This is a genomic window from Streptomyces echinatus, from assembly GCF_014203595.1.
Classification (GTDB): Bacteria; Actinomycetota; Actinomycetes; order Streptomycetales; family Streptomycetaceae; genus Streptomyces; species Streptomyces echinatus.
The window spans coordinates 453,624-478,716 of record NZ_JACHJK010000004.1 but is presented as its reverse complement, the minus strand read 5'-3'; the positions used below and the strand labels follow the sequence as shown (position 1 = coordinate 478,716).

General features: G+C 71.2%; 24 protein-coding genes. 7 read left to right on the top strand and 17 right to left on the bottom strand.

The features are described 5' to 3' along the window. Window positions 1-7: 7 nt before the first annotated feature. Entirely contained in the window at window positions 8-211 is a 204-nt protein-coding gene (locus tag FHS34_RS14685) for a PspC domain-containing protein (protein ID WP_184965124.1), read from the top strand. A gap of 94 nt (window positions 212-305) precedes the next feature. Here FHS34_RS14685 and FHS34_RS14680 read toward each other — a convergent pair whose 3' ends face one another. Together FHS34_RS14680 and FHS34_RS14675 are read right to left on the bottom strand one after the other, a co-directional pair. Further along, on the bottom strand, window positions 306-665 hold the full coding sequence (locus FHS34_RS14680; protein WP_184965122.1) for an ATP-binding protein: 360 nt from the start codon (window positions 663-665) through the stop codon (window positions 306-308). A gap of 151 nt (window positions 666-816) precedes the next feature. Continuing rightward, complete coding sequence (locus FHS34_RS14675; RefSeq protein ID WP_184965120.1) at window positions 817-2,004, bottom strand: adenosine deaminase; 1,188 nt, start codon at window positions 2,002-2,004, stop codon at window positions 817-819. 134 nt (window positions 2,005-2,138) lie between these two features. On the opposite strand from FHS34_RS14675, the gene FHS34_RS14670 reads away from it, so the two are divergent. Beyond that, a complete protein-coding gene (locus FHS34_RS14670; RefSeq protein WP_184965118.1) occupies window positions 2,139-2,900 on the top strand; it encodes an alpha/beta hydrolase in 762 nt (253 codons plus the stop codon). A 71-nt stretch (window positions 2,901-2,971) separates the two neighbouring features. On the opposite strand, the gene FHS34_RS14665 is transcribed toward FHS34_RS14670, so the two are convergent. Then, window positions 2,972-3,931, bottom strand: a complete 960-nt coding sequence (locus FHS34_RS14665) for a LysR family transcriptional regulator (protein WP_184965116.1) — start codon at window positions 3,929-3,931, stop codon at window positions 2,972-2,974. Window positions 3,932-3,993: 62 nt separating this feature from the next. Between FHS34_RS14665 and FHS34_RS14660 the strand changes: the two genes are divergently transcribed. Together FHS34_RS14660 and FHS34_RS14655 are read left to right on the top strand one after the other, a co-directional pair. Beyond that, window positions 3,994-5,277 (top strand): MFS transporter, encoded by a 1,284-nt coding sequence (locus FHS34_RS14660; RefSeq protein ID WP_184965114.1) that lies wholly within the window; start codon window positions 3,994-3,996, stop codon window positions 5,275-5,277. A gap of 149 nt (window positions 5,278-5,426) precedes the next feature. Then, window positions 5,427-6,440, top strand: coding sequence for a sigma-70 family RNA polymerase sigma factor (locus FHS34_RS14655; RefSeq protein ID WP_184965112.1), 1,014 nt, complete (start codon window positions 5,427-5,429; stop codon window positions 6,438-6,440). On the opposite strand, the gene FHS34_RS14650 is transcribed toward FHS34_RS14655, so the two are convergent. Beyond that, window positions 6,324-6,677, bottom strand: a complete 354-nt coding sequence (locus FHS34_RS14650) for an STAS domain-containing protein (RefSeq protein ID WP_184965110.1) — start codon at window positions 6,675-6,677, stop codon at window positions 6,324-6,326. The two genes, FHS34_RS14655 and FHS34_RS14650, sit on opposite strands and share 117 nt — an antisense overlap. An 85-nt stretch (window positions 6,678-6,762) precedes the next feature. On the opposite strand from FHS34_RS14650, the gene FHS34_RS14645 reads away from it, so the two are divergent. Continuing rightward, window positions 6,763-7,683, top strand: a complete 921-nt coding sequence (locus FHS34_RS14645) for an AEC family transporter (protein WP_184965108.1) — start codon at window positions 6,763-6,765, stop codon at window positions 7,681-7,683. A gap of 5 nt (window positions 7,684-7,688) precedes the next feature. On the opposite strand, the gene FHS34_RS14640 is transcribed toward FHS34_RS14645, so the two are convergent. From FHS34_RS14640 to FHS34_RS14580, 13 genes are all read right to left on the bottom strand, one after another. Then, complete coding sequence (locus FHS34_RS14640) at window positions 7,689-8,066, bottom strand: Uma2 family endonuclease (RefSeq protein WP_313149123.1); 378 nt, start codon at window positions 8,064-8,066, stop codon at window positions 7,689-7,691. Between the two features lie 135 nt (window positions 8,067-8,201). After that, window positions 8,202-9,485, bottom strand: a complete 1,284-nt coding sequence (locus FHS34_RS14635; RefSeq protein ID WP_184965106.1) for a thymidine phosphorylase — start codon at window positions 9,483-9,485, stop codon at window positions 8,202-8,204. 73 nt (window positions 9,486-9,558) lie between these two features. Next, entirely contained in the window at window positions 9,559-9,960 is a 402-nt protein-coding gene (locus FHS34_RS42565; protein WP_184965104.1) for a cytidine deaminase, read from the bottom strand. Further along, on the bottom strand, window positions 9,957-11,243 hold the full coding sequence (locus FHS34_RS42560; RefSeq protein ID WP_184965101.1) for an ABC transporter permease: 1,287 nt from the start codon (window positions 11,241-11,243) through the stop codon (window positions 9,957-9,959). The genes FHS34_RS42565 and FHS34_RS42560 overlap by 4 nt, the downstream gene beginning before the upstream one ends. Next, window positions 11,243-12,370, bottom strand: a complete 1,128-nt coding sequence (locus FHS34_RS14620) for an ABC transporter permease (protein ID WP_184965099.1) — start codon at window positions 12,368-12,370, stop codon at window positions 11,243-11,245. Before FHS34_RS14620 ends, FHS34_RS42560 begins: the two co-directional genes overlap by 1 nt. After that, on the bottom strand, window positions 12,367-13,893 hold the full coding sequence (locus FHS34_RS14615; protein WP_184965324.1) for an ABC transporter ATP-binding protein: 1,527 nt from the start codon (window positions 13,891-13,893) through the stop codon (window positions 12,367-12,369). The genes FHS34_RS14620 and FHS34_RS14615 overlap by 4 nt, the downstream gene beginning before the upstream one ends. Before the next feature lie 203 nt (window positions 13,894-14,096). Next, entirely contained in the window at window positions 14,097-15,149 is a 1,053-nt protein-coding gene (locus FHS34_RS14610; RefSeq protein WP_184965097.1) for a BMP family lipoprotein, read from the bottom strand. A gap of 278 nt (window positions 15,150-15,427) precedes the next feature. Continuing rightward, the gene (locus FHS34_RS14605; protein WP_184965095.1) at window positions 15,428-16,663 is read right to left on the bottom strand and encodes an amidohydrolase; all 1,236 of its coding nucleotides are present in this window, start codon (window positions 16,661-16,663) and stop codon (window positions 15,428-15,430) included. A 303-nt stretch (window positions 16,664-16,966) separates the two neighbouring features. Continuing rightward, on the bottom strand, window positions 16,967-17,494 hold the full coding sequence (locus FHS34_RS14600; RefSeq protein WP_184965093.1) for a hypothetical protein: 528 nt from the start codon (window positions 17,492-17,494) through the stop codon (window positions 16,967-16,969). 181 nt (window positions 17,495-17,675) lie between these two features. Next, on the bottom strand, window positions 17,676-18,821 hold the full coding sequence (locus FHS34_RS14595) for a hypothetical protein (RefSeq protein ID WP_184965091.1): 1,146 nt from the start codon (window positions 18,819-18,821) through the stop codon (window positions 17,676-17,678). A gap of 47 nt (window positions 18,822-18,868) precedes the next feature. Continuing rightward, complete coding sequence (locus FHS34_RS14590; RefSeq protein ID WP_184965089.1) at window positions 18,869-19,807, bottom strand: N-acetylneuraminate synthase family protein; 939 nt, start codon at window positions 19,805-19,807, stop codon at window positions 18,869-18,871. Between the two features lie 10 nt (window positions 19,808-19,817). Continuing rightward, the gene (locus FHS34_RS14585; protein WP_184965087.1) at window positions 19,818-21,047 is read right to left on the bottom strand and encodes an N-acylneuraminate cytidylyltransferase; all 1,230 of its coding nucleotides are present in this window, start codon (window positions 21,045-21,047) and stop codon (window positions 19,818-19,820) included. A gap of 23 nt (window positions 21,048-21,070) precedes the next feature. Beyond that, window positions 21,071-22,399: a DUF6716 putative glycosyltransferase gene (locus FHS34_RS14580; protein WP_184965084.1), complete on the bottom strand. Its 1,329-nt coding sequence runs from the start codon at window positions 22,397-22,399 to the stop codon at window positions 21,071-21,073. 198 nt (window positions 22,400-22,597) lie between these two features. Here FHS34_RS14580 and FHS34_RS14575 point away from each other — a divergent pair, with 198 nt between their 5' ends. Together FHS34_RS14575 and FHS34_RS14570 are read left to right on the top strand one after the other, a co-directional pair. After that, window positions 22,598-23,578 carry a glycosyltransferase family 2 protein gene (locus FHS34_RS14575; protein WP_184965323.1) on the top strand — a complete coding sequence of 327 codons (981 nt, stop codon included), beginning with the start codon at window positions 22,598-22,600 and terminating at the stop codon, window positions 23,576-23,578. Then, a complete protein-coding gene (locus FHS34_RS14570; protein ID WP_184965083.1) occupies window positions 23,578-24,966 on the top strand; it encodes a polysialyltransferase family glycosyltransferase in 1,389 nt (462 codons plus the stop codon). The genes FHS34_RS14575 and FHS34_RS14570 overlap by 1 nt, the downstream gene beginning before the upstream one ends. Window positions 24,967-25,093 lie beyond the last annotated feature (127 nt).

The window sequence follows — 25,093 nt, the reverse complement described above, 5'->3', positions numbered from 1 at the left end:
GACCGAGATGACCGCCCTTGCCCGCCCCACCCACGGCCGCATGATCGGCGGAGTCTGCGCCGCCCTGGCCCGGCGCTTCGGCACCTCGGCCACGACGATGCGGGTGATCTTCCTGGTCTCCTGCCTGCTGCCGGGCCCGCAGTTCCTGGTCTACATAGCGCTGTGGCTGCTGCTGCCGTCCGAGGACAAGGCCCGTACGGCGGCCTGGTGAGCGGGGAGCCCGGGGACCCGGAGGCGCGCGTACGCCGCTGGGGCGCTCCCGGACGGTCCCGGGGCGCCCCAGCGGCGTCGCGCGGCGAGCGGTGTCAGCCGAGCGCGATCCCGTTCACCGGCACTCCGTGCGTGGGCAGACCCGTCTTCTGCAGCGGCAGTCCGCCGAGCAGCCCGGCGGCCGGCGCGGTCGGCCCCTCGGCGAGGACCTTCTGCACGGCGGGCTGGGCGGCGGCCAGTCCGGTGCCCAGCGCGCCCTGCCCCTGCGCGAGCGCCTCGGCGGCACCCGGCACCGCCTTGCCGACGTTCTCGGCCGGCAGCGTCCTGGTGACGGTGTCCAGCGCCTGCGTCGCGTCCGGGACGGCCGGGGCGGCGTTGGCCGCGCCCGCACCGACGGCGGCGATGGCGGCACCGAGGGCGGCGACGCCCAGGGACTTGGCAGCAGACTGCTTCATGGCGAATGCGTCCTTGTATGCGGAGACGGGTGATCACAAACGATCTGAGCGGTCCACGACCGTAAACAGGCCGGACCACCCGCCGCAAACACGGAAATGCGGACGCCTTGTGTAAGCGCGTCCGCATTCCGTGCCGGCCGAAGTCCGGCGACTACGCCTCGGAACCGCCGGAACCGCTGGTGGACGCGGTCTGCCGGAACAGCCATTCGGACTTCAGCTCGGCATATCCGGGCTTGATCACGTCATTGATCATCGCGAGCCGTTCATCGAAAGGAATGAACGCTGATTTCATCGCATTGACGGAGAACCACTGCAGGTCGTCGAGCGTATAACCGAATGCCTCGACCAGGTGCTCGAATTCCCGGCTCATGCTGGTGTGCGACATCAGCCGGTTGTCGGTGTTCACCGTGGCCCGGAAGTGCAGCCGGCGCAGCAGACCGATCGGGTGCTCGGCGTAGGAGGGCGCGGCGCCGGTCTGGAGGTTGGAGCTGGGGCACAGCTCCAGCGGGATCCGCTTGTCCCGCACGTAGGAGGCGAGCCGGCCGAGCCTGACCGAGCCGTCCTCGCGGACCTCGATGTCGTCGATGATCCGCACCCCGTGCCCGAGCCGGTCGGCGCCGCACCACTGCAGCGCCTGCCAGATGGAGGGCAGCCCGAAGGCCTCGCCGGCGTGGATGGTGAAGTGGTTGTTCTCCCGCTTGAGGTACTCGAAGGCGTCGAGGTGGCGGGTGGGCGGGTAGCCCGCCTCGGCGCCGGCGATGTCGAATCCGACCACGCCGGAGTCCCGGTATCGGTTGGCGAGTTCGGCGATCTCCAGGGAGCGGGCCGCGTGCCGCATGGCGGTCAGCAGGGCCCCGACCCGGATCCGCCTGCCGTTCTCCCGGGCCAGCCGCTCCCCCTGCCGGAAGCCTTCGTTGACGGCCTCGACCACGGCCTCCAGGGTCAGCCCCGCCTCCAGGTGCTGCTCGGGCGCGTACCGCACCTCGGCGTAGACGACGCCGTCCTCGGCGAGGTCCTCGGCGCACTCCCGGGCGACCCGGATCAGGGCCTCCCGGGTCTGCATCACGCCGACGGTGTGCCGGAAGGTCTCCAGATACCGTTCCAGCGAGCCGGAGTCGGCGGCCTCCTGGAACCAGATCCCCAGCTTGTCCGGGTCGGTCTCGGGAAGCTCGGTGTACCCGGTCTCCCGGGCGAGGTCGACGACGGTCCCCGGACGGAGCCCACCGTCGAGATGATCGTGCAGCAGTACCTTGGGCGCCCGGCGGATCTGGTCCGGCGTCGGAGCGTGTGCCGGCACGGGCGCCGGGACGGCCCCCGTCGGTGCAGTCTGGCTCGTCATTTCCGCACTCTAACTCCTACGCGCGTAGAGGAGCCGGTGCGCGCGGCAGCTGTTTTCCGGCACTTTTCCGCCGATACGCAAAGGTGACCCCCCGTACGGGTTTGGTGCACCCGGCCTTCTGACACTGTTCTGTCATGGGACAGCAAGCGACGCCGGGGCGAACGGCCAGGCTGGGAAAGGCAGTCGGCCCGGAGCCGACCTCGGTGAGCGGAGCGGTGCTGCTGCTCCCCGGCGGGGAGGAGGCCTCCGCCCGCCGGCCGTCCCCCGTCTGGACGACGGCCATCGTCCGCTCCCTGGGCCGCGCGCTCGCCCGCGCCGGGCGCGCCGAGGGGCTGGCCGTCCACTCCGTCCACTACCGCTACCGCGGCTGGAACGGCAGCGAGGCGCATCTGGCGGCGGACGCCGAGTGGGCCGCCGACGAGGTCGTACGGCGGTACGGGGACGTTCCCGTGTGCCTGGCCGGGGTGGACATGGGCGGACGCGCGGCGCTGCGGACGGGCGGCCACGAGGCCGTCAACTCCGTCGTGGCGCTGGCGCCCTGGCTGCCGGAGGAGGACGTCGCCGCCCCCGCCGAGCCGGTGAAGCAGCTGGTCGGGCGCCGGGTGCTGATCGCGCACGGCACGAACGACGAACGCACCGATCCCGAACTGTCGTTCCGGTTCGCGGCACGGGCGAAGAAGGTGAACCGGGAGGTGTGCCGGTTCGAGGTGCACTCCGACGGTCACGGTCTGCACGGCCACCGGGACGAAGTGCTCTGCCTGGCCTCCGACTTCGTGATGGGGGCGCTCTTCGGCTGCCCGGTGTCGCGGCCGGTGGAGGACGCGCTGGCCGCGCCGCCGCCGATCGGTCTGCGGATGCCGCTGGCCGCGGGGTTCGGCAAGTCCCTGAAGCGGTAGGGCCCCGGAACGCCGGGGTCGTCCGCGGACCGCGGGGACGCCGTGGCCCGTCAGGCGGCTCCTCGCGCCGCTCAGGGAAGGAGACTTCCCCTTCTCGACAGCAGGAACTTCTTGAACGCGGCCACCGGGGGCGTGTCCGGGCGGTCGGCCAGCCAGGCGACGCCGATCTCCCGTACCGCCCTCGGGGCCGTGACCGTCAGTTCGGCCACGCCCGGCCTCGGGACCGTGGGCGGAGGCAGCAGGGCGACGCCCAGGCCCGCCGCCACCAGCCCCCGCAGCGTCTCCGCCTCCTCGCCCTCGAAGGCGACCCGCGGACGGAAGCCGGCCTCGCGGCACAGGGCGTCGAAGATGCGGCGCAGGCCGTAGCCGGGCTCCAGGGTGACGAAGGTTTCCTCGGCCGCCTCGGCCAGCCGGACGCGGCGGCGGGTGGCCAGCCGGTGGTCGGCGGGGACGACGAGCCGCAGTTTCTGCTCGTCCAGCCGGCGGGCCACCAGGTCGGGCGCGTCGGGGACGGGCGAGGTGAGACAGAGGTCCAGCTCGCCCGCCCGGAGCCGCTCCAGCATCGCCTCGCCGTAGTTCTGGACCAGGCTGAAGCGGACCCGCGGATGGTCGGCACGGAAGGCGTGCAGCAGGCCCGGTACGGTCTCGGCGCCCATCGTGTGCAGGAAGCCGAAGGCGACCTTGCCGGTGGCCGGGTCGGCGTCCGCGCGGACCTCCTCGGCGGCGCGCTCGACCTCGGCGAGGGCCCGCTCCACGGAGGCGAGGAAGGTGCGGCCGGCGGTGGTCAGGGAGACCGTACGGCCGTGCCGGGCGAACAGGTCGACGCCCAGGTCCTGCTCCAGGCGGGCCATCGCCCGGGACAGGGTGGACTGCGGGACGTTCATCTCGTGGGCGGCCCTGGTGACGTGCTCGGTACGGGCCACGCCGGCGAAGTAGGCGAGGCGGGGCGCGAGCAGCCTCGACATCTCACTCATGTCTTCTGTGTCACCGGACGGTGACAGTCGATCCTGTGACCTCTGCTGATGCACCATGGGATCGATTATGGCGATTCCATGCATTGGACGGATGAGTTGGCCGTGCCTACGGTCGAAGCATGTCTCCCGCCAGTACCGGGGCGTCCACCCGCGTGGACGCCGCTTCGTCCCTCCCCGTCTCCGACTCCGACTCCCGGCTGACCCCGGGCGGCCCCGGCTACCGCCGGATGAGCCTCGCCCTCTTCCTCGCCGGGGTCGCGACCTTCGCCCTCCTGTACTCCACCCAGGCCCTGCTCCCGCTGATCTCCGGGGAGTTCGGGGTCGCGGCGGGCGAGGCGAGCTGGACCGTGGCGGCCGCGACCGGCGGACTGGCCCTGTTCGTCCTGCCCATGAGCGCCCTGTCGGAGCGCTACGGCCGCCGCACCGTGATGACGGCCTCGCTGGCCGTCGCCGTCACCGTCGGCATGCTGGTGCCCTTCGCGCCGTCGATCGGCGCGCTGGTGGTGCTGCGCGGGGTGCAGGGCGCGGCGCTGGCCGGTCTGCCGGCCTCGGCGACGGCGTACCTGGCCGAAGAGGTCCGGCCGAAGGCACTGGTCACGGCGATCGGGCTGTTCGTGGCGGGCAACAGCGTCGGCGGGATGAGCGGCCGGGTGATCACCGGCTGGGTCGCCCAGGAGTGGGGCTGGCGGGTCTCGGTCGGCGTGATCGGCGCGGTCGCGGTCGCCTGCGCGGTGGCCTTCCGGCTGCTGCTGCCGGCGCCGCAGCACTTCACGGCGGGCTCGCTGCGCCCGCGCGTGCTGCTCGGCACGGTCCGCGACCACCTCGCCGACCCGTTGCTGCGCCGCCTGTACGCGATCGGCGCGCTGTTCATGACGGTGTTCGGCGGTGTCTACACGGTGATCGGCTACCGGCTGACGGCGCAGCCGTTCGGGCTGCCGCAGGGCATCGTGGGTTCGATCTTCCTGGTCTACCTGGTGGGCACGGTCTCGGCGTCCACCGCGGGCCGGCTGGTGGGGCGGCTCGGCCGCCGGGGCGCCCTCTACCTGGCGGGCGGTACGACGGCGGCGGGTCTGCTCCTCTCCCTGACCGCCTCCCTCCCGCTGGTCCTGCTGGGCCTGGTGCTGATCACGGCGGGTTTCTTCGCCGGGCACGCGGTCGCCTCCTCGGCGGTGAGCAAGACGGCCGTCCACGGCCGCGCCCAGGCCTCGGCGCTGTACCAGTCCGCGTACTACATCGGCTCCAGCGTCGGCAGCACGGTCGGCGCGATGGCCTTCCACGCGGACGGCTGGACCGGCACGGTCGCCGTCGGCCTCCTCGCGGTCCTGGGCGTCGTCACCATCACCGTCCTCGGCTCCCGGGCCGCCCGGGTGGCGGCCCGCCGGGGGCCGGTGGGCGCGCACTGAGCCGGCGCACGCCGCTGATCTCCCTGAAGCAACCATTCTGAGCTGGGCGTTCTCGCAGTCCGCGGGCCATTGTCAGTGGGCTGCGGTAGCTTCCCAAGTGCTGGGGCGCGAAGGCGCGCCACAGGAACGGCCACAGGGGTGGGTGGACGATGGGCAACGGCACGGCGACGGCGGACCTGGACGTCGCACTGGAGAAGCACCGGACCGAGCTGACCGGGTACTGCTATCGCATGCTCGGCTCCTCCTTCGAGGCCGAGGACGCGGTGCAGGACACCCTGGTGCGGGCCTGGCGGAGCTACGAGAAGTTCGAGGGCCGCAGCTCGCTGCGCTCGTGGCTGTACCGGATCGCGACGAACGTGTGCCTGGACATGCTGACGGCGGGCAACAAGCGGGCCCGGCCGATGGACCTGACCGCGTCGACCCCGCTCGCCCGGGCCGCGCTCTCCCCCCGCCCGGACAACACCTGGCTGGAGCCGATGCCGGACGCGCGCGTGCTGCCGACGGTCGAGGACCCGGCGGAGGCCGCCGTCGCGAAGGAGTCCGTCCGGCTCGCCTTCATGGCGGCCCTCCAGCAGCTGCCGCCCAAGCAGCGGGCGGTGCTGATCCTGCGCGAGGTGCTGGCCTGGAAGGCGAGCGAGGTGGCCGAGCTGCTGGGCACCTCGGTCGCCTCGGTGAACAGCGCGCTGCAGCGGGCCCGCGCCACGCTCGCCGAGCGCGCGGACGCGGGCCCCGAGGGGGCGGTGTCCGACCCGCTCGACGAGGAGCAGCAGAAACTCCTGGAGCGCTATGTGCAGGCGTTCGAGGGCTATGACATGACGGCGCTGACGGCGCTGCTGCACGAGGACGCCATCATGACGATGCCGCCGTTCGACCTGTGGCTGCGCGGCACCGCCGACATCACCGGCTTCATGACCACCATCGGCGCCTCCTGCGCCGGCTCCCGGCTGCTGCCGGTCCGGGCCAACGGCCTGCCGGGCTTCGCGCACTACAAGCCGGACCCGGAGAACGGCGGGTTCAGCCCGTGGGCGGTGCAGATCCTGGAGATCTCAGACGGCCGCATCACCGGTTTCCACTGCTTCCTCGACACCCAGCGCTGGTTCCCGCTCTTCGACCTGCCCCTCCATCTGGAAGCGGAGGCCGACGAGATCGAGAAGGGCGTGTAGGGCGGGATCGGCGTCCCGCAGCCGTATCCGCCCGCCGGCCCGGCGGGCGGTCAGCTCCAGCCGGGCCAGCAGGTCCACGACGGCCAGCCCCGGCGGACCGAGTCCGCCCACGTCACACACGACCACTCCGGTTCCGCCGCCCTTCAGCAGTGCCCGCAGTTCGGCGCAGAACCCGGGCACCTCGTCCCGGCGGACGGGGCCGGGCAGCACGAGCACGGCGGGGGTCTTGGCATCCACGAGCGGGTAGACCGGCGTGCCGGGCGGAACTCATCGCCAAAGATCACATTGACCGGTTCCCCCTCGCCCGCGGAGGGTTGGCCCTGTGGCGGGGGTGCTGAGCGGGTTCGCGGTGATCGCGGTGGTCATCGGGGTGGGGTATGTCCTGGGGCGCCGTGGGACGCTCGGCACGCAGGGCGGTGAGGTGCTCACCCGGCTGGCGTTCACGGTGGCCGGCCCGGCGCTCCTCTTCACGACCCTCGCGCGCGCCGACCTGTCGGTGCTGTTCTCCGCCCGGCTGCTCGTGACGGCGCTCAGTACGGCCGCCGTCGCCGGGGTCTTCGTGACGGTCGGTGTGCTGCGGCGCTGGGGGGTGGGCCGTACGACGATCGGCGCCCTGTGCTCCGGGTACGTCAACTCGGGCAACCTCGGCATCCCGATCGCCGCGTACGTCCTGGGTGACGCGTCCCTGGTGGCACCGGTGCTGCTGTTCCAGGTCGTGCTGGTCACGCCGGTCGCCCTCACGGTCCTGGACCTGTCCCGAGGGGGCGGGAGGGGCTCGGCGGGACGGATGCTGCTGACACCGCTGCGGAACCCGATAGCGGTCGGTTCCCTGTCCGGTGCCGTGGTGTCGGCGGCAGGCTGGCAGCTTCCCGGCCCGGTCATGAACCCGCTCGCCCTGATGGGTGCGATGTCCGTCCCGGCGGCGCTGCTGGCCTTCGGCATGTCCCTGCACGGCAAACCGGTTCCCGGCCGGGGCGCGGACCGGCTGCCGGTCCTGCTGTCCGTCGCGCTGAAGTCCCTGGGCCAGCCGCTGGTGGCCTGGCTGCTGGCGAGGCAGGTCTTCGGCCTGCACGGGGCCACGCTGCTGGACGTGGTGGTGACCGCGGCCCTCCCGGGCGCCCAGAACCTCTTCACCTACGCAAGCCGCTACCGCGTCGCCGAGTCCCTGGCCCGCGAGTCGGTCCTCCTCTCGACGGTGCTGTCGGTCCCGGTACTGGTGGGGGTGGCGGCGGTGCTGGGGTGACCTCGTCAGCCGACGGTGAGCACGAGGTCGAAGGGGGCGGGCAGTCCTACGGGCGCGCCGAAGGGTCCCGCCTCCAGAACACGATACGCACCGTCATTTGGATGACCGTACAGCGTGACGGTCGGTCCTTCGGGTGCCGAGCCGTCGACGAGGAGGTACAGCGGAACACCCGCCTCTGCATAGCCCGCGGCTTTTGTGCTGCGGTCCCGACGGGCGGTGACGGTCGATGAAGGACGTGCCAGGACTGCGGGAGCACCTCGTACAGGCGGCGCTGCAAGGGCTCGGAGAGCGCATGGTGGGCGACGGCGGAGTAGGGCGCCACGGTGACCGTCCCATCGATGATCTCCGTCTCGCAGCCCCTGGGAACGTCGGTTCGCTGCCATACCCAGACCAGCTCCTCCCACGCATCGTCGGTCAGGAGGTAGTCGCCCTCGTACTCGTCCACGTCCCATCCAACATGCCGAACGGGACCGGTGAGGGTCCACCGGTCCCGTTCACCCGGAAGGGGTCTTCGCAGGTCAGGCGATACGTTCCAGCACCACCGGCGTGGCCTGGAAGTCCGTGCCGGGGGCCGCGATGTCGTAGGAGCCCGCCACCGCCTGGAGCGCGTAGTCGAAGCGCTCCGGGGTGTCGGTGTGCAGGGTCAGCAGCGGCTGGCCCTCCGTCACCGTGTCGCCCGGCTTGGCGTGCATCTCCACGCCCGCCGCCGCCTGCACCGGGTCCTCCTTGCGGGCGCGGCCGGCGCCCAGGCGCCAGGCGGCGATGCCGATGTCGTAGGCGTCCAGACGGGTCAGGACACCGGACGACGGCGCCTTGATGACGTGCTGCTCCTTGGAGGTGGGCAGCACGGCGTCCGGGTCACCGCCCTGGGCCGCGATCATGCGGCGCCAGACGTCCATCGCCGAACCGTCGGCCAGCGCCTTGGCGGGGTCCGCGTCCTTGATGCCCGCCGCGTCGAGCATCTCGCGGGCCAGGGCGACCGTCAGCTCGACGACGTCCGCCGGGCCGCCGCCCGCCAGGACCTCCACCGACTCGCGGACCTCCAGGGCGTTGCCCGCGGTGAGGCCCAGCGGGGTGGACATGTCGGTGAGCAGGGCGACCGTCTTCACGCCGTGGTCCGTGCCGAGGCCCACCATCGTGGACGCCAGCTCGCGGGCGTCCTCGATCGTCTTCATGAAGGCGCCCGTGCCCACCTTCACGTCCAGGACCAGGGAGCCGGTGCCCTCGGCGATCTTCTTCGACATGATCGAGGAGGCGATCAGCGGGATGGCCTCCACCGTGCCGGTGACGTCGCGCAGGGCGTACAGCTTCTTGTCGGCGGGGGCCAGACCGTCGCCCGCCGCGCAGATCACCGCGCCCGTGGTGTCGAGGACGTGCAGCATCTCCTCGTTGGAGAGCAGGGCGCGCCAGCCGGGGATCGACTCCAGCTTGTCCAGGGTGCCGCCGGTGTGGCCGAGGCCCCGGCCGGACAGCTGCGGGACGGCGGCACCGCAGGCCGCGACCAGCGGGGCCAGCGGGAGGGTGATCTTGTCGCCGACTCCGCCGGTGGAGTGCTTGTCGGCCGTCGGGCGGCTCAGCGAGGAGAAGTCCATGCGCTCGCCGGAGGCGATCATGGCCGCGGTCCAGGTGGCGATCTCGCGGCGGTTCATGCCGTTCAGCAGGATCGCCATGTTGAGCGCGGCCATCTGGTAGTCGGCGACCTCGCCCCGGGTGTACGCGTCGATGACCCAGTCGATCTGCTCGTCGGTGAGCTCGCCGCGGTCCCGCTTGGTACGGATGACGGAGATGGCGTCCATGGCCATGGCTGGTGGCTTCCTTCCGGGAGGTGCGAAGGTGTACGGCCCCCCTGAGCGGATCAGGGGGGCCGTACAGGAGTTACTTGGTGAGGTGTTCCGGTCCGAAGGCCTGGGGCAGCATCTCGGAGAGCGGGAGGACGCCCGCGGGGGTGTCCAGGAGCAGGTCCGGGCCGCCGAACTCGTACAGCAGCTGGCGGCAGCGGCCGCAGGGCACCAGGAGGGCGCCCTGACCGTCCACGCAGGTGAAGTGCGTCAGGCGGCCGCCGCCCGTGCGCTGGAGCTGCGAGACCAGCCCGCACTCGGCGCACAGGCCGAGCCCGTAGGAGGCGTTCTCGACGTTGCAGCCGGTGACGGTGCGGCCGTCGTCGACCAGGGCGGCCGCGCCGACCGGGTAGCCCGAGTAGGGGGCGTAGGCGTGGGACATGGCCTCCCGCGCCTCGGCGCGCAGCGCCTCCCAGTCGAAAGCGGCTCGCGTGGTCACTTGCCCTGGCCCTTCCGGTACCGCATGCCGTCCGCCTTCGGCATCCGCAGGCGCTGCGCGGACAGCGACAGCACGAGCAGCGTGACCACGTACGGGGTGGCGCCCACGAAGTCGCTCGGGACCTCGTCGGTGAACAGGTACCAGACCAGGACCAGCGCGGCCGTCATCAGGGCGATGCCGCCCTGCCAGTGGGCCTTCTTGTACAGCTTCCAGCCTGCCAGCAGCGCGAGCAGGACGACCAGCAGGAGCAACAGGGCGTGGACGGTCACGCCGCCGTTGCGCAGCTGGAGCGCGTCGGAGTAACCGAACAGGCCCGCGCCCATCGCGAGGCCGCCGGGACGCCAGTTGCCGAAGATCATGGCGGCGAGACCGATGTAGCCGCGGCCGCCGGTCTGGCCCTCCAGGTAGGTGTGCGAGGTGACCAGCGCGAGGAACGCGCCGCCGAGTCCGGCGAGACCGCCGGAGATGGCCACGGCCGCGTACTTGTACCGGTAGACGTTGACGCCGAGCGACTCCGCCGCGACCGGGTTCTCGCCGCAGGAGCGCAGCCGCAGACCGAACGGGGTGCGCCACAGCAGCCACCAGCTGGCGACGAACAGCAGCACGGCCAGGATCGTGACCACGGACAGGTTGGTGATCAGACCGCCGACGATGCCGGCGAGGTCGGAGACCAGGAACCAGTGGTGCTTCTCGATCGACGCGAGGCCGTCCGAGAGGCCGGGGACGGTGATGTCCGGCAGCGAGTCCGCGGGCGGGGACTGCTTGGGGTTGCCACCCGCCTCCGAGGCGCTGCCGTCGGCGAAGAACAGCTTGGCGAGGTACTGGGTGGCGCCGAGCGCGAGCAGGTTGACGGCGACACCGGAGACGATGTGGTCGACGCCGAAGGTGATCGTGGCGACGGCGTGCACCAGGCCGCCGAGGACACCGAAGCCGATGCCGCACAGCAGGCCGAGCCAGGGGCTGGTCTGCCAGCCGATCCAGCCGGCGCCGAAGGTGCCGAGGATCATCATGCCTTCGAGGCCGATGTTGACCACGCCGGCCCGCTCGGACCACAGGCCGGCGAGGCCCGCGAGGCCGATCGGCACGGCGAGGCCGAGCGCGGCGGCGACCTGTCCGGCCGAGTCGAGCGAGTTGGAGCCGGTGATCATGCGGACCGCGGCCACGAGCAGCAGGGCGCCGGCGACGATCATGAGGGTCTGGCCGAGGGAGCGGCCCGTGCGCCGGGGCGCGTTGCCGGCCTTGGGCGCCGCGGGCGGCGGCGCGTCGGTCATCGTGGCAGTCATCACGCCACCTCCTGCTTCTTCGTCGCGGCGGCGGCCTGTGCGGCGAGTTCGGCGCCGACCTTCTGCTGCTGGCGCTTCAGCCCGTAGCGGCCCACGACCTCGTAGGCAATGACGACGCACAGGACGATGACGCCCTGGATGACGCCGAGGATTTCCTTGTCGTAGCCCTGGAATTCCAGGTGGTTGGTGGTGCGCTCCAGGAAGCCCCACAGCAGGGCGCCGAGCGCGATACCGACCGGGTTGTTGCGGCCGAGCAGCGCGATCGCGATGCCGGTGAAGCCGATCCCGGTGGGGAAGCTGTTGTCGTACTGGTGGCTCTCGTTGAGGAGCGTGGGCATGCCGATCAGACCGGCCACGGCACCGGAGATGACCATGCTGGTGGCGATCATCTTCTTCACCGACACACCGCTCGCGGAGGCGGCGCTCTCGGACTGGCCGACCGTGCGCAGGTCGAAGCCGAAGCGGGTGCGGCCGAGCACGAACCAGTACGCGAGACCGACGAGGACGGCGACGACGACGAAGCCGTCCAGGACGCCGGCCGGGCCGGTGTCGATGTTGAAGAAGTGCGAGGCCGACGGCAGCGGCTTGGTGGAGACCAGGGTGCCGCCCTGCTGGAGCTCGCCCAGGCGCCCCGGCTGGAGCAGATAGGCGATGACCGCGGTGGCGATCGAGTTCAGCATGATCGTCGAGATGACCTCGCTGACGCCTCGGGTCACCTTCAGGACACCGGCGATGGCCGCCCAGAGGGCACCGGTAGCCATGGCGGAGACGATGATCAGCGGGATGGCGATCCAGCCGGGCACGGTCAGCGCGCCGCCGAGGACGGCGGCGATGAACGCGGCGAGCCGGTACTGGCCGTCGACACCGATGTTGAACAGGTTCATGCGGAAGCCGATGGCCACCGCGACACCCGCGAGGTAGTACGTCGTCGCCTTGTTCAGGATGTAGACCTGGCTGTCGCTGGCGAAGCCGTAGGTCGTCATGTCGCTGAAGGCGGCGCCGGGGTTCTTGCCGGTCGCGGCGATCACCAGGGCGGTGACGACGAGCGCGGCGACGACCGCCAGCACCGGAGCGGCGATGCCGAGGAACAGCCGCTCCTTGTCGATCCGTGAGGTCAGCTTCTTCATCGCTCGTCGTCCTCTGTGTGCTCCAGGTGGCCGGTGGCCGCACCCGTCATGGCGGAGCCCAGCTCTTCGGGGGTGATGGTGGCGGGGTCGGCGTCGGCGACCAGACGGCCGCGGTACATCACCCGCAGGGTGTCGGAGAGGCCGATCAGCTCGTCCAGGTCGGCGGAGATCAGCAGTACGGCCAGGCCCTCGCGGCGGGCCTCACGGATGTAGTCCCAGATGGCCGCCTGGGCGCCGACGTCCACACCGCGGGTGGGGTGGGCGGCGATCAGCAGCTTGGGGTTGTGGCTCATCTCGCGGCCGACGATCAGCTTCTGCTGGTTGCCGCCGGACAGCGAGGCGGCGGTGACGTCGATGCCGGGGGTGCGGACGTCGTAGGCCTCGACGATGCGCTGCGTGTCGGTGCGGGCCGCCTTGATGTCGAGCAGTCCGCCGCGCGAGTTGGGGCGCTCGGTGACGTGGCCGAGGATGCGGTTCTCCCACAGCGGTGCTTCCAGGAGCAGGCCGTGGCGGTGGCGGTCCTCGGGGATGTAGCCGATGCCGGCCTCGCGGCGGTCACGGGTGGCGGTGCGGGAGATGTCGGTGTCGTCGAGCGTGACGACGCCGGCGTCGGGCTGGCGCATGCCCATGATCGCCTCGACCAGCTCGGACTGGCCGTTGCCCTCCACGCCGGCGATGCCGAGGACCTCGCCCTTGTGGATGGTGAAGGAGATCTCGTCCAGGATGATCCGCTCGACGCCGTCGAGGTCGGTCTGCGTCAGGTGCAGGCCGTCCAGCTTCAGCATCGGGACGTCCGTGACGGTGGACTCCTCGGTCTCCGGGGTGGGCAGCTCGCTGCCGACCATCAGCTCGGCGAGCTGCTTGGGCGTGGTGCCCTTCGGCTCGACCGTGCCGACGGTGGTGCCGCGCCGGATCACGGTGATCTCGTCGGCGACCGACAGCACCTCGCCCAGCTTGTGGGAGATGAAGATGACGGTGAGGCCCTCGGCCTTCAGCTCGCGCAGGTTGTCGAAGAGCGCGTCGACCTCCTGCGGCACGAGCACGGCGGTCGGCTCGTCGAGGATGAGGGTCTTGGCGCCGCGGTAGAGGACCTTGAGGATCTCCACGCGCTGGCGGTCGGCGACGCCCAGCTCCTCGACGAGAACGTCGGGCCGGACGTTCAGGCTGTACGCGTCCGAGATCTCCTTGATCTTGGCGCGGGCCTTGCCGCCGATGCCGTACAGCTTCTCCGCGCCGAGGACCACGTTCTCCAGCACGGTGAGGTTGTCGGCGAGCATGAAGTGCTGGTGCACCATGCCGATGCCGCGGGCGATGGCGTCGCCGGGGTTGTGCAGGACGACCTGCTCGCCGCCCACCGTGATGGTCCCCTCGTCCGGCTGCTGCATGCCGTAGAGGATCTTCATCAGGGTGGACTTGCCGGCGCCGTTCTCGCCGCACAGGGCATGGACGGTGCCCGTGCGGACCGTGATGTCGATGTCGCGGTTGGCGACGACGCCGGGGAAACGCTTGGTGATGCCGCGCAGTTCGACGGCAGCGGGAGGGCTGGACGCGTTGATGGCGCACTCTCCTCGGGGAAAGGGGCTGCTTAGGGGAGGTGGCAGGCGTCGGCGACGCTAGCGCGGCAACTCGGCGCTACACGCGTAGAGTTGACACATTGTTATGGCTCGGCGGGGGGCTCCGTCAGGCGCCCCCGCGCCGAGCCTCAGGTCCGACGGGACCCGTCAGGTCACGGGGTGGTCTTGACCTTGATCGAGCCGTCGACGATCTTCTTCTTCGCGGCGTCCAGCTTGGCCTGGATGTCGTCGATGAAGCCGCCGCTGGTGGCCAGCGAGACGCCGTCCTTGGCGAGGGAGTAGCTGTTGGTGCCGGTGAGCGGCTTGCCGTCGTGGACCGACTTGATGAAGTCGTAGACACCGACGTCGACGTTCTTGACCATCGAGGTCAGGATCGCGCTCTTGTACTTGGACAGACCCGGGATGTTGTACTGGTCCGAGTCCACGCCGATGGCCCAGGCGCCCTTCTTGCCGGCCACGGCCTCGATCGCGCCGTTGCCGGAGGAGCCGGCCGCGGTGTAGATGACGTCGGCGCCGTTGTCGAGCATGCCCTGCGCCGCCTCCTTGCCCTTGTCGGGGCTGGCGAAGCCGGAGGTGTCCGAGCCGTGCGACAGGTACTGCGTGTCGACCTTGATCTTCGGGTTGGTGTCCTTGACGCCCTGGACGTAACCCGCCTCGAACTTCTTGATCAGCGGGACGTCGACACCGCCGATGAAGCCGACGTGCTTGCTCTTGCTCTTCAGCGCGGCGGCGACGCCGGCCAGGTAGGAGCCCTGCTCCTCGGTGAAGTTAATGCTGTCGACGTTCTTGGCGTTCACGACCGAGTCGACGATGCCGAAGCTGGTCTTCGGGTACTTCGCGGCGACCTTGGTCATGGAGGCGGCGTACGCGTAGCCGACACCGATGACCGGGTTGTAGCCCGCGTCGGCCAGGTCCGACAGGCGCTGCTCACGGTCGGCCTCGGTGTCCGAGGTCTTCGCGGTCAGCTCCTTGATGTCGCCGCCGAACTCCTTCTTGGCCTTGTCGGCACCGCGCGCGGCGGAGTCGTTGAAGGAGCGGTCACCACGGCCGCCGACGTCGAAGGCGAGACCGATCTTGACACCCTTGCCGCCGCCCGAGGAGGGCGAGGACTCGTTGTCGGAGGAGGTGCTGCCACAGGCAGTGGCAGTCACGGCGAGAGCTGCGGTCGCGATACACGCAGCGGAAAGCTTGGCAACCCGGCGCACGGGAAGGCTCCTTCACCTGACCTGAGCGCCGTGTCGGCGCTTGATGGGAGCACCTTGTCAGTGCCCCAGCCGAGACGCCCCTTCGGCGTCGGCTTCGCGGCATCGTAACGCGCGTAGATGTCGCAAAAAACCCTCTCGCGAAGCCGTTATCGATTCGAGGCAAACAGCGTCTGAACTCGATCTCAAGGCCGTCTCACGGCGTCGTCGCGGACAGTGTGCGAATGGCTTGCTTCTGTGTTGCGCCGGACAGGGGAACGGCCCCCGAAGGGGCCGCACACTCAGCTTCGCGCCGCGTCGGCGTCCAGGAACGCGGCCGCGGTGAACATCTCCACACCGACCGTGATCGCGTGCTCGTCGGCGTCGAAGTCACCCTGGTGGAGATCGCGCACCGTGCGCTCGCCGGGCCGGCGCACCCCGAGGCGGGCCAGCGCGCCCGGCACGTGCTCCAGGTACCAGGAGAAGTCCTCGCCGCCGAGGCTCTGCTCGGTGCTCTCGACGGACTTCATGCCGCGCCGCGCGATCATGGCCCGGCGGAGCAGCTCGGTGGACTCCCGGTCATTGACGACGGGCGGCACCCCGCGCATGTAGTTGATCTCGGACTTGGCCCGGTGCAGGGTGGCGACCTCGTCGATGGCCGCGTGCACGATGTCGGGGGCCTGCCGCCAGGCCTCCAGGTCCAGGCAGCGGATGGTCCCGGACAGCTCCGCGTGCTGCGGGATCACGTTCGGGGCGTGGCCCGACTCGATCCGGCCCCAGGTCACGGCGAGACCCGCGCGGGTGTCGACCCGGCGGGCGATCAGCGCGGGGACGTCGACAGCGACCCGGGCGGCGGCGGTGACCAGGTCGGTGGTGAGGTGGGGGCGGGCGGTGTGGCCGCCGGGCCCGTCGAGCGCGATCTCCAGGCGGTCGCAGGCGCTGGTGATCGGTCCGTGCCGCAGCCCGATCTTCCCGGCCTCCACCCTGGGGTCGCAGTGCACGGCGAGGATCCGGTCGACGCCCTTGAGCACGCCGTCCGCGATGGCGTCCAGGGCACCGCCGGGCAGCACCTCCTCGGCGGGCTGGAAGAGCAGCCGCACCGGGCGGGGCAGCAGGCCCTTGGCGTGCAGGTCGGCGAGGACCAGTCCGGTGCCGAGGACGACGGTGGTGTGCATGTCGTGGCCGCAGGCGTGGGCCCGGTCCGGCACGGTCGACCGGTAGGGGCATTCGGTCTTGGTGTCCGGGATGGGCAGGGCGTCGATGTCGGCGCGCAGCGCGAGCAGCGGTTCGGCCGGCCGCTCGCCCTCGGCGAGCCCGATGTCGCACACGAGTCCGGTTCCGGCGCTGAGGACGCGGGGCTTGAGCCCGGCCTGCTCCAGCCGCGCCTTGATCGCGGCGGTGGTGCGGAACTCCTGGTTGCCCAGTTCCGGGTGCATGTGCAAGTCGCGACGGAAGGCGACGAGTTCGGCGTGCAGGGACTCGCTCAGCACGCCGGGGAGCACATCCCCCGTAAGGCCGGCCTCGGACTCTAGGGACATCAATTGCTTCACCCTCTGAAGGGTAGGACGCCCACTGATCAACTACCCCTCGATCAACAAAAGTTCAGCCCGTTAGGGGAAGAAAATCTGACCGGCGGGCGCATGGCCGCGGACTGTGATGGGTAAAACCTCAGTTTTCCTCCTTCCACGCATACCACGCCTCGGGGGTCTCACGCGCGTCATGTCCACGAAACGGACCACACCCGCCGGGGCGCCGGCCCGGGGACGGAGACGCCCGGAAGGCCCGGCCCGGGCGGATTCCCCGCTTCCTCCGGGTGACCGCCACGCCGGCCTTCCGTTCGCCTAGAAGTGGTCGACCTCCTGGCCGTCCGGGGCCTGGTAGCAGCCGGAGACGACGTCCACGCTCAGCATCGGCGGGTCGTCCTTCGCCATCCGGATGATGTGCACGCCGGCCTTGAGCCCGTCGTTGTCGGCGGTCAGGACGACGTTCTTGTTCCTGCTGGTGTCCGGCCCGTACTCGACGATCTTCCAGCCCTGCTTCGGCAGCCTCTCCTTGAGGTGCTGCATCGCGTCGTCGAGACCGCTCGCCGACGCCGGGTAGAAGCTCCATGGGTGGAGGATCCGGAAATACTTGTCCGGGTCCCGGCCGGAACACTCCGTCACCGTCGCGCCGCTGTCGGGCACCTTCCCCCTGACCCCGATCAGGTCGCGTACACCGCTGGAGACACCCTCCAGGTCGTCCGCGGCGTCCTTCGACGTGCGCGTGCCGGCGAACGGGACGCCGGAGCCTTCGTCCGTCGTGCCGCATCCGGCGAGGACGGTGACCACCAGGAGAACGGCGACCGCGAGGACGCCCGGCTTGATCTTCACGTCAGAGAGTCGCTCCTGCTTCACCCGCGCCCGGCGTCCGGGCGGCTGCACGGTCCTGTGCATCAGGTGAAGAACGCTACGGCGACGCGGTCACTCGTCGCCTGAGTGTCCGTACTCATGTCCGTGGCCGGAACTCATGTCCGCGGCCGAGCGCCCCGGTGGGGCCGCTCGGCCGGGCCGGCTACGCCGGGCTCACCGCCGCCAGACGGTGGACGTCCCGGGCCGTGCCGGTCACGCCGGACAGGAAGCCCTGGGCCCGGGGGGAGGCGGTGTCCGTGAGCCAGGCGGGGTCGATGTCGCAGACCGCCACCCGGACCCCCGTCCCGGCCAGGGCCAGCGGGAGGGTGTGGACGACCGTGGAGGGGAAGCTGAGGATCGTCCGGCCGATGGGACCACGGCGGGCGATCAGCTCCAGCGGGAGGTCCGGACGCACTATCTCCAGGCCCGTCTCGACGGCCAGGCGGTGCAGCTTGTCGGTGTTTTCGCGGCGGTGGGCGAAGTACCGGGTGGCGCCGTGCGCCTTGGCCAGGCCGCGGACGGCCTCCAGATAGCGGTCGCCGTCCACGACCCCGGTCTCCACCAGGGAGGTGCCGACCATGTCCGCGCCCTTGGTGATGCGCGGCGGCCCGAAGCGGGCGCGGGTCCAGGCGAAGTCGTTGGCGGTGACGGTGACGCCCTCGGGGGTCTCGGTCACCGGCATGGAGGAGAAGACCTCGACGCGCCGGCCGTCGCTCGGGGTGAGGCGGCGCCGGGCGGAGGAGGAGACCGGCGCGAAGAGCAGGTCGCGGGGGCCGGGCCGGCCGCCCTTGCGGTGCCAGCGGACCAGGCGCTCACCGCGGGCCAGCTGGGCGACGAACTCCATCGTCGCGGTGCCGTCGTCGACCACGACCAGGTCCGTGGCCCGGGTGATGGTCAGCAGGAGCTGTACGTAGCGGGAGAACGGGTCCCCCATGACGATGCGGTCGGCCCGGCGGAGGGAACCCGCCAGGCCGCCGATCGTGTGGAAGGGCGCGGTCGTGCCGCCCCGCGCCTCCTCCCAGCGCACCCGGTACCCCTCGTCCCGGGCCAGGTCCGCCATGCGGCGCAGCTGGCCCCGGGTCATGGGGTCCCTCGGGGACAGGACCACGACGGTGAGCTCCGCGTCGGCCGGCGGTGATCCGGCCGGCGCCCGCCGGGCCTGCGCGGGCACGGCCGGCCGCTCCGGGCCGGCGCCGCCGCGCCGGCCGTGCAGGTGCGCCCACTCCAGTACGTTCAGCAGCTGTACCGGGCTCTCCACGAAGGCGAGCGTGCGGGCAGCGTGGCCGGCCTGACCGGCGCGGGGGCTCATGGGCGTACGACCGTCCCGTCGTAGGGCAGCTAAGGCGATCGGGGTGCTCAGACCGAGACCGGCTCGCCCGCCGCCGCGGCGATCTCCGCCTCGGCGACGACGCCGGCGACGCGGCGCAGCTTCTTCATCGGGCCCTGCTCGGACTCGTAGACCTTCTTGACGCCGTCACCGAGGGAGGCCTCGATGGTGCGGATGTCGCGGACGAGGCGGACGAGGCCCTGCGGCTCCACGGAGGCGGCCTGGTCGGAGCCCCACATGGCGCGGTCGAGGGTGATGTGACGCTCGACGAAGGTCGCCCCGAGCGCGACCGCGGCGAGGGTGGTCTGCAGGCCGGTCTCGTGGCCGGAGTAGCCGATCGGGACGTTCGGGTACTCCTTCTCCAGCGTGTTGATCACGCGGAGGTTCAGCTCCTCGGCCTTGGCCGGGTAGGTGGAGGTGGCGTGGCACATGAGGATGTTGTCGCTGCCCAGGACCTCGACCGCGTGGCGGATCTGCTTCGGGGTGGACATGCCGGTGGAGAGGATGACCGAGCGGCCGGTGGCGCGCAGGGCGCGCAGCAGCTCGTCGTCGGTGAGGGAGGCGGAGGCCACCTTGTGGGCGGGGACGTCGAACTTCTCCAGGAAGGCGACGGCCTCGGTGTCCCACGGGGAGGCGAACCAGTCGATCCCCTTCTCCTTGCAGTACTCGTCGATCTGGCGGTACTCGTCCTCACCGAACTCCACACGGTGGCGGTAGTCGATGTAGGTCATCCGGCCCCAGGGGGTGTCGCGCTCGATGTCCCACTGGTCGCGGGGGGTGCAGATCTCGGGGGTGCGCTTCTGGAACTTCACGGCGTCGCAGCCGGCCTCGGCGGCGACGTCGATCAGCTTGAAGGCGTTCTCCAGCTCACCGTTGTGGTTGATGCCGATCTCGCCGCAGATGTAGACGGGCTTGCCGGGGCCGACCTCGCGCGTACCGAAGGTGCGCAGACGGGAGTTGGTGCTCATCAGGGGGTCCTTACTTGGGGAGGGAATCGAGAGAGGGGCCGAGGATCCAGCTGGCGATCTCTCGGACGGCGCCGTCGCCGCCGGGGACGGTGGTGACCGCGCGTGCGGCGCCGCGTACGACGTCGTGAGCGCTCGCGACCGCCACGGGCCAGCCCACGAGGGCGAAGCACGGGAGGTCGTTGACGTCGTTGCCGACGTAGAGCACGCGCTCCGGCGCGATGCCCTGCTCCTCGCACCACTGCTTCAGCGCGAGGTCTTTCCGGTCGATGCCGTGCAGCACGGGGATCCGCAGTTTCCGTGCGCGGGCGGCGACGACCGGGTTCTGTTCCGTGGACAGGATCAGCATCTTGAGCCCGCTCTTGCGCAGGGCCGCGATACCGAGGCCGTCTCCGCGGTGCACGGAGACGAATTCCTTTCCATCGGCGTCGATCAGCACCCTGTCGTCGGTCTGGGTGCCGTCGAAGTCCAGTACCACCGCGTCGATGTCGTCGGCGGTCGGCAGCGAACCGGGGCGGTCCGCGTCGAAGAGGGGCGCGAGGGCCCGGGCCCGCGCGAGGTCGTGCGGGTCGTCGATCTCCAGCACCCGGGCCGGGTCGGTGCGGACCAGCTCGGTGTGGCCGAAGAAGCGGTGCCGGTGCTCGCGGAAGCCGGCCGCCGCCATCGCGTAGGCGGCGCCGGTCTCCAGGAAGTCCTGGGGGCGGTCCTGCCGGCGCGGGCGGTAGGACTTGTCGTGGTTGACGCCCACCCCGCCCTCGGCCTCGTCGTCGGCCTCCCGCCAGATGAAGCCGTGGAAGGGGGCCACGGTGACGGCGGTGTCGGCGCCGTTCTCGGCGACCGCGGCGGCCACCCCGTCGATGTCCTCGCGGATCAGGAACGGGCTGGTGCACTGCACGAGCAGGACCACGTCGACCGCGGCGCCGTGCAGCGCCTCGTGGGTGTCCATGGCGTGCAGGACGGCGGCCTCCGAGGTCGCGGTGTCCCCCGCGATGGCGGCGGGCCGGAGCACGACCTCCGCGCCGGCCTCCCGGGCGGCGGCGGCGATGGCCTGGTCGTCGGTGGAGACGACCACATCGGTCACCAGCCGGGACGCCCGGCACTCCCGCACCGCACGCGCCACCAGCGGGACACCGCCCACGGGGGCGAGGTTCTTGGCGGGCACGCCCTTGGAGCCGCCGCGCGCCGGGATCACCGCGAGCACCCGGCGGACCGGGGCTCCCGGGCCCGCTTCCGAGTGGGACATGGGGTCTACTCCTTGCAGTGAGGTCACAGCTCGCCCATCCGCCGGATCACGGGGGCGACTCGCTGGACGCCGTGCCGGTAGGCGCCGCGCGCGGCCCGGCGCACGATCTGCCGGACGGGGCCGGGCGCCTTGTCGGCGGCCGGCGCACCGGGCAGCGGGACGCCGTCGGGGCCGAGGTGGTGGCGGGCGAGGATGCCGGGCAGGTAGCCGGGCGCCGTCTCGGGGGTGTAGTAGGGATTCAGGGGCGGCAGCCCCCCTGGCCGGTCCAGCAGCTCGGCGATGCGCTCGCGGGCGGTGTCGAACGCCGTGGCGTACGACCCCGCCCCCGCGGAGCCGCCCCCGGCCGCCACGCCCTGCCGGGCCACCCACTCCTCGTCCGGCACCGGCTGGTGCCCGGCGTCGAGCTGCTCCCAGGAGGCGAGGCAGCCGGAGCCGATGAAGTGGTGGTTGCCGAGCACCTCGCGCACCCCGAAGTCGGTGAGGACGGCCGTGGGGACACGGCGGTGCAGCGCCTCCAGGGCGGCGGTGGAGCTGACCGTGACCAGCAGGTCGGTGCGGTCGAGCACCTCGCCCATGTGCCCGTACACCAGCCGGAGGTTGGCCGGCAGGTCCTTGCCCTGGACCAGCTTCTGGTAGGGCAGTTCCTCGATGTGGGTGGTGTGTTCGCCAGGCTTGGAGCGCAGCTTCAGCAGCACCTCGCGCTCGGGGTGCTTCCGGGCGTGCCGGATGAGGCGGTCGATCAGGTGGACGCGGTCCCGGCGGTTGTCCGGCACGGACGGCTGGGCCGCGAACACCACGGTGTAGGGACGGTGTTCGCCGGTGTAGGGCTCACCGCCGAGGAACGGCAGCGCGACCTCGGTGACCGAGGAGGCGTCGGCTCCCACGCCCTCGTACACGGCCCTGAACCGGTCCGCGTCGTGCGCCGAGTTGGCGAGGACGAGGTCGGCGCCGTGCCGCAGCAGCAGTCCGTCGGCGAGCTTCTCGTAGACGACTCCGACGTAGCCGGTGACGACCACGGGACGCTTTCCGGAGCCCCAGGCGGCGCGCAGCCCGTGCAGCATCGCCTGGACGCCGCCGCCGACCAGGGCGAGGACGAGGAGGTCGTACGGTTCCTCGGTCATCGCGCGCAGGAATTCGACGCCGGTGACCTCGCGGAGGGAGTCCGCCTGGACGCCGACCTCGCCGAGCTGGCGGGCGGTTGGGGTGGCGCGTCCCCGCAGGAGGTATCCGTCGAGCCGGACCTCGGCAGCCGCGGGAGTGAGGCGCTGCGCGGTGAGCGCGCCCCACTTCCAGCGGGTGTCGGAGTCCGCGAGGACGGCGACCCGCAGGGACTTCGTAGCACTTGCTGGCACGTCGAAGACGCTAGGAAGCGATTCCGAGGTTCCGCCCAACCTGAATGCAACAAACGGTTAACAGCACGTCGCCGAATGGCGAATCAGGCGCTGATCACACCGGAAAACAACCTGGTTCACAGCTTTGCCACGCGCAGTTCACCTGAAATCCAGCACGCGGTCAGGACGCGGGCCGGGCTTCCCTCTAACGTCATCCGCGTGGTGAAGCTCTCGGTCATCGTGCCCTTCTACAACGTCCAGCAATACGCGCCAGACACGCTGAAGAGCCTGCGTGCGAACACACGCGAGGACTTCGAATTCATTCTCGTCGACGACTGCTCGCGCGACGAGACACCGGAGATCCTCGCGCGTGCGGAACGCGAACTGCCCGGCGCGGTCCTGGTCAGACACGAGCAGAACGGGGGGCTGGCGACCGCGCGCAACACCGGCATCGAACGGGCCCGCGGCGAGTACCTGACGTTCCTGGACGGCGACGACTGGCTCGCCCCGGGCTACTACCCGCAACTGGTCGCGGCCATGGACGAGCTGGGCTGCGATTTCGTCCGCACCGACCATGTGCAGTGCACCGGCCGGGCCCGTTCCGTCCACCGGGTCCCGCAGGGCCGCCGCGGTGTCGTGCTGAACCCGCGGGAGGCGATCCTGCCGGCGGACCGGTCCACCTCCGTCGACTACGCGTACGCGTGGGCGGGCATCTACCACCGCCGGCTCGTCGACCGGGGCCTGCTGCACTTCACCCACGGGCTGCGCACGGCCGAGGACCGGCCGTGGATCTGGAAACTGCACCGGGAGGCGGAATCCTTCGCGGCCGTCGGTCTGCTCGGTGTGTATTACCGGCGCGGCGTCGCTTCGTCACTCACCCAGATCGGTGATGTCCGTCAACTCGATTTCATTCGCGCATTCGACCAGGTGATCGAAGAAACGGCGCGCGATCCTGAGGCGGATAAGCTGCTGCCGAAAGCCGTGCGCACATATTGCGCCATCATGGCTCATCATCTCGGATCGATCGAGAGGTTCGAACCCGCCGTGGCCCGACAATTGCGTTCCCTGAGCGCGGGTGCGCTGAGAAGACTGCCGCAGGACGTGCTGGCCCAGGTTCTGGACTCGATGGATCCGCAGCGCGCGAGCCGGCTGCGGCGGGTCAGGCGCCGTCCGGCGGCCGCTCGGACGGTGGCCGCCTGATGCCCCGTACCACCCACATCTTCTGCGCGTCGACGCTGTACGGAGCGGCCACGCTGGCCGCCGCCCTCGACGCCGGGCTGTTCGAACCGGCCGACCGCCGGCTGCTCGTCGTCACCAACAACGCGGCCAATCCCGAGACCACGCCGTCCGTGGACCGGATGCCGGGTTTCGGGGGCATCGGCGGCCGCTTCGACGGGATCCTGTCCTGGAACGAGACGATCGCTCCCCTGCACCCCAGCGGCTGGGGCCCGCGCGCCAACGACATCCCCATGTGGGAGCGGTACGTACGGCTGCTGTGGGGACTCGGTGACGACCGGATCCGGCTCACCGTGGAGTCCGTGCAGGTCAATCCGGCCCTCGCGCTGTGCCAGCTGTTCACCGGCGCTCCCGTCGACGTCTACGCCGACGGCCTCATAAGCTATGGCCCCACGCGCGACAAGATCGATCCGCTGGTCGGCACGCGCATCGAACGTCTCCTCCACCTCGACCTGGTCCCCGGGCTGACCCCGCTGCTGCTCACCGAGTTCGGCGTGCGACCGGAACTCGTCCCCGCCGAGGTGTTCCTGAAGGTGCTGGAGGAGCTCTCCGAGGACGAGACCGGACTGCACGGGACCGCACTCCACGAGACCGCACCGCACGGGACCGCCTCGCCGGGCACCGGCGAGGCGCGGCCCGCCCTGCTCCTCGGCCAGTACCTCTCCGCGCTGGACATCCTCAGTCCCGCCGAGGAGGAGGAACTGCACCTGCGGATGGTGCGCGGCGCGGTGGCGCTCGGCCATCGCCGGCTGGTCTTCAAGCCGCATCCGGTGGCCCCCGCCCGCTGGTCCCGGCTGCTGCAGGAGGAGGCGGAGCGGCTCGGCGCCGAACTCACCCTGCTGGACGTGCCCGTGCTCGCCGAGGTGGTCTTCCGGCGGCTGCGCCCGGAACTGGTCGTCGGCTGCTTCTCCACCGCGCTGTTCACGGCGGCCGCGCTGTACGGCCTGCCCGTCGCCCGGGTCGGCACGGACACCGTCCTGGCCCGGCTCGCGCCGTACCAGAACAGCAACCGGGTCCCGGTCACCATCGCCGACGCGCTGCTGCCCGACCTCGGCGACGCCGGGAGCGTCTCCGGCTGGTCGATGCCCTCGCCGGACCGCGTGGACGAACTGGCCGCGCTGCTGCGGGCGGTGGGCTTCGCGATGCAGCCGAAGATCTATCCGGAGCTGCGGGGGGCCGCCGAGAGCTACCTCGCCCGCCACCTGGACCAGCACACCTGGCGTTACTTCAAGCGCCGCCGGCTGACCGCGCTGGCGCTGCCGGGCGCGGTGCCCGCACAGTTGTCGTTCATCCCGCGCAACGCGACCGTGCGCCGGCTCGCCCGCCGGGCCCGGGCGCTGACGCGGCGCTGAGTCCGCCGCCTTCCCACGCGTCGCTCCCCGCCGGACCCGGGGGGCGACGCGTTTTTCGGGGCCCGTACGTCAAGTGGGCGCCACATCATTCACTCGCGCGACATCTGTGCGATTGACGCACGTCAAC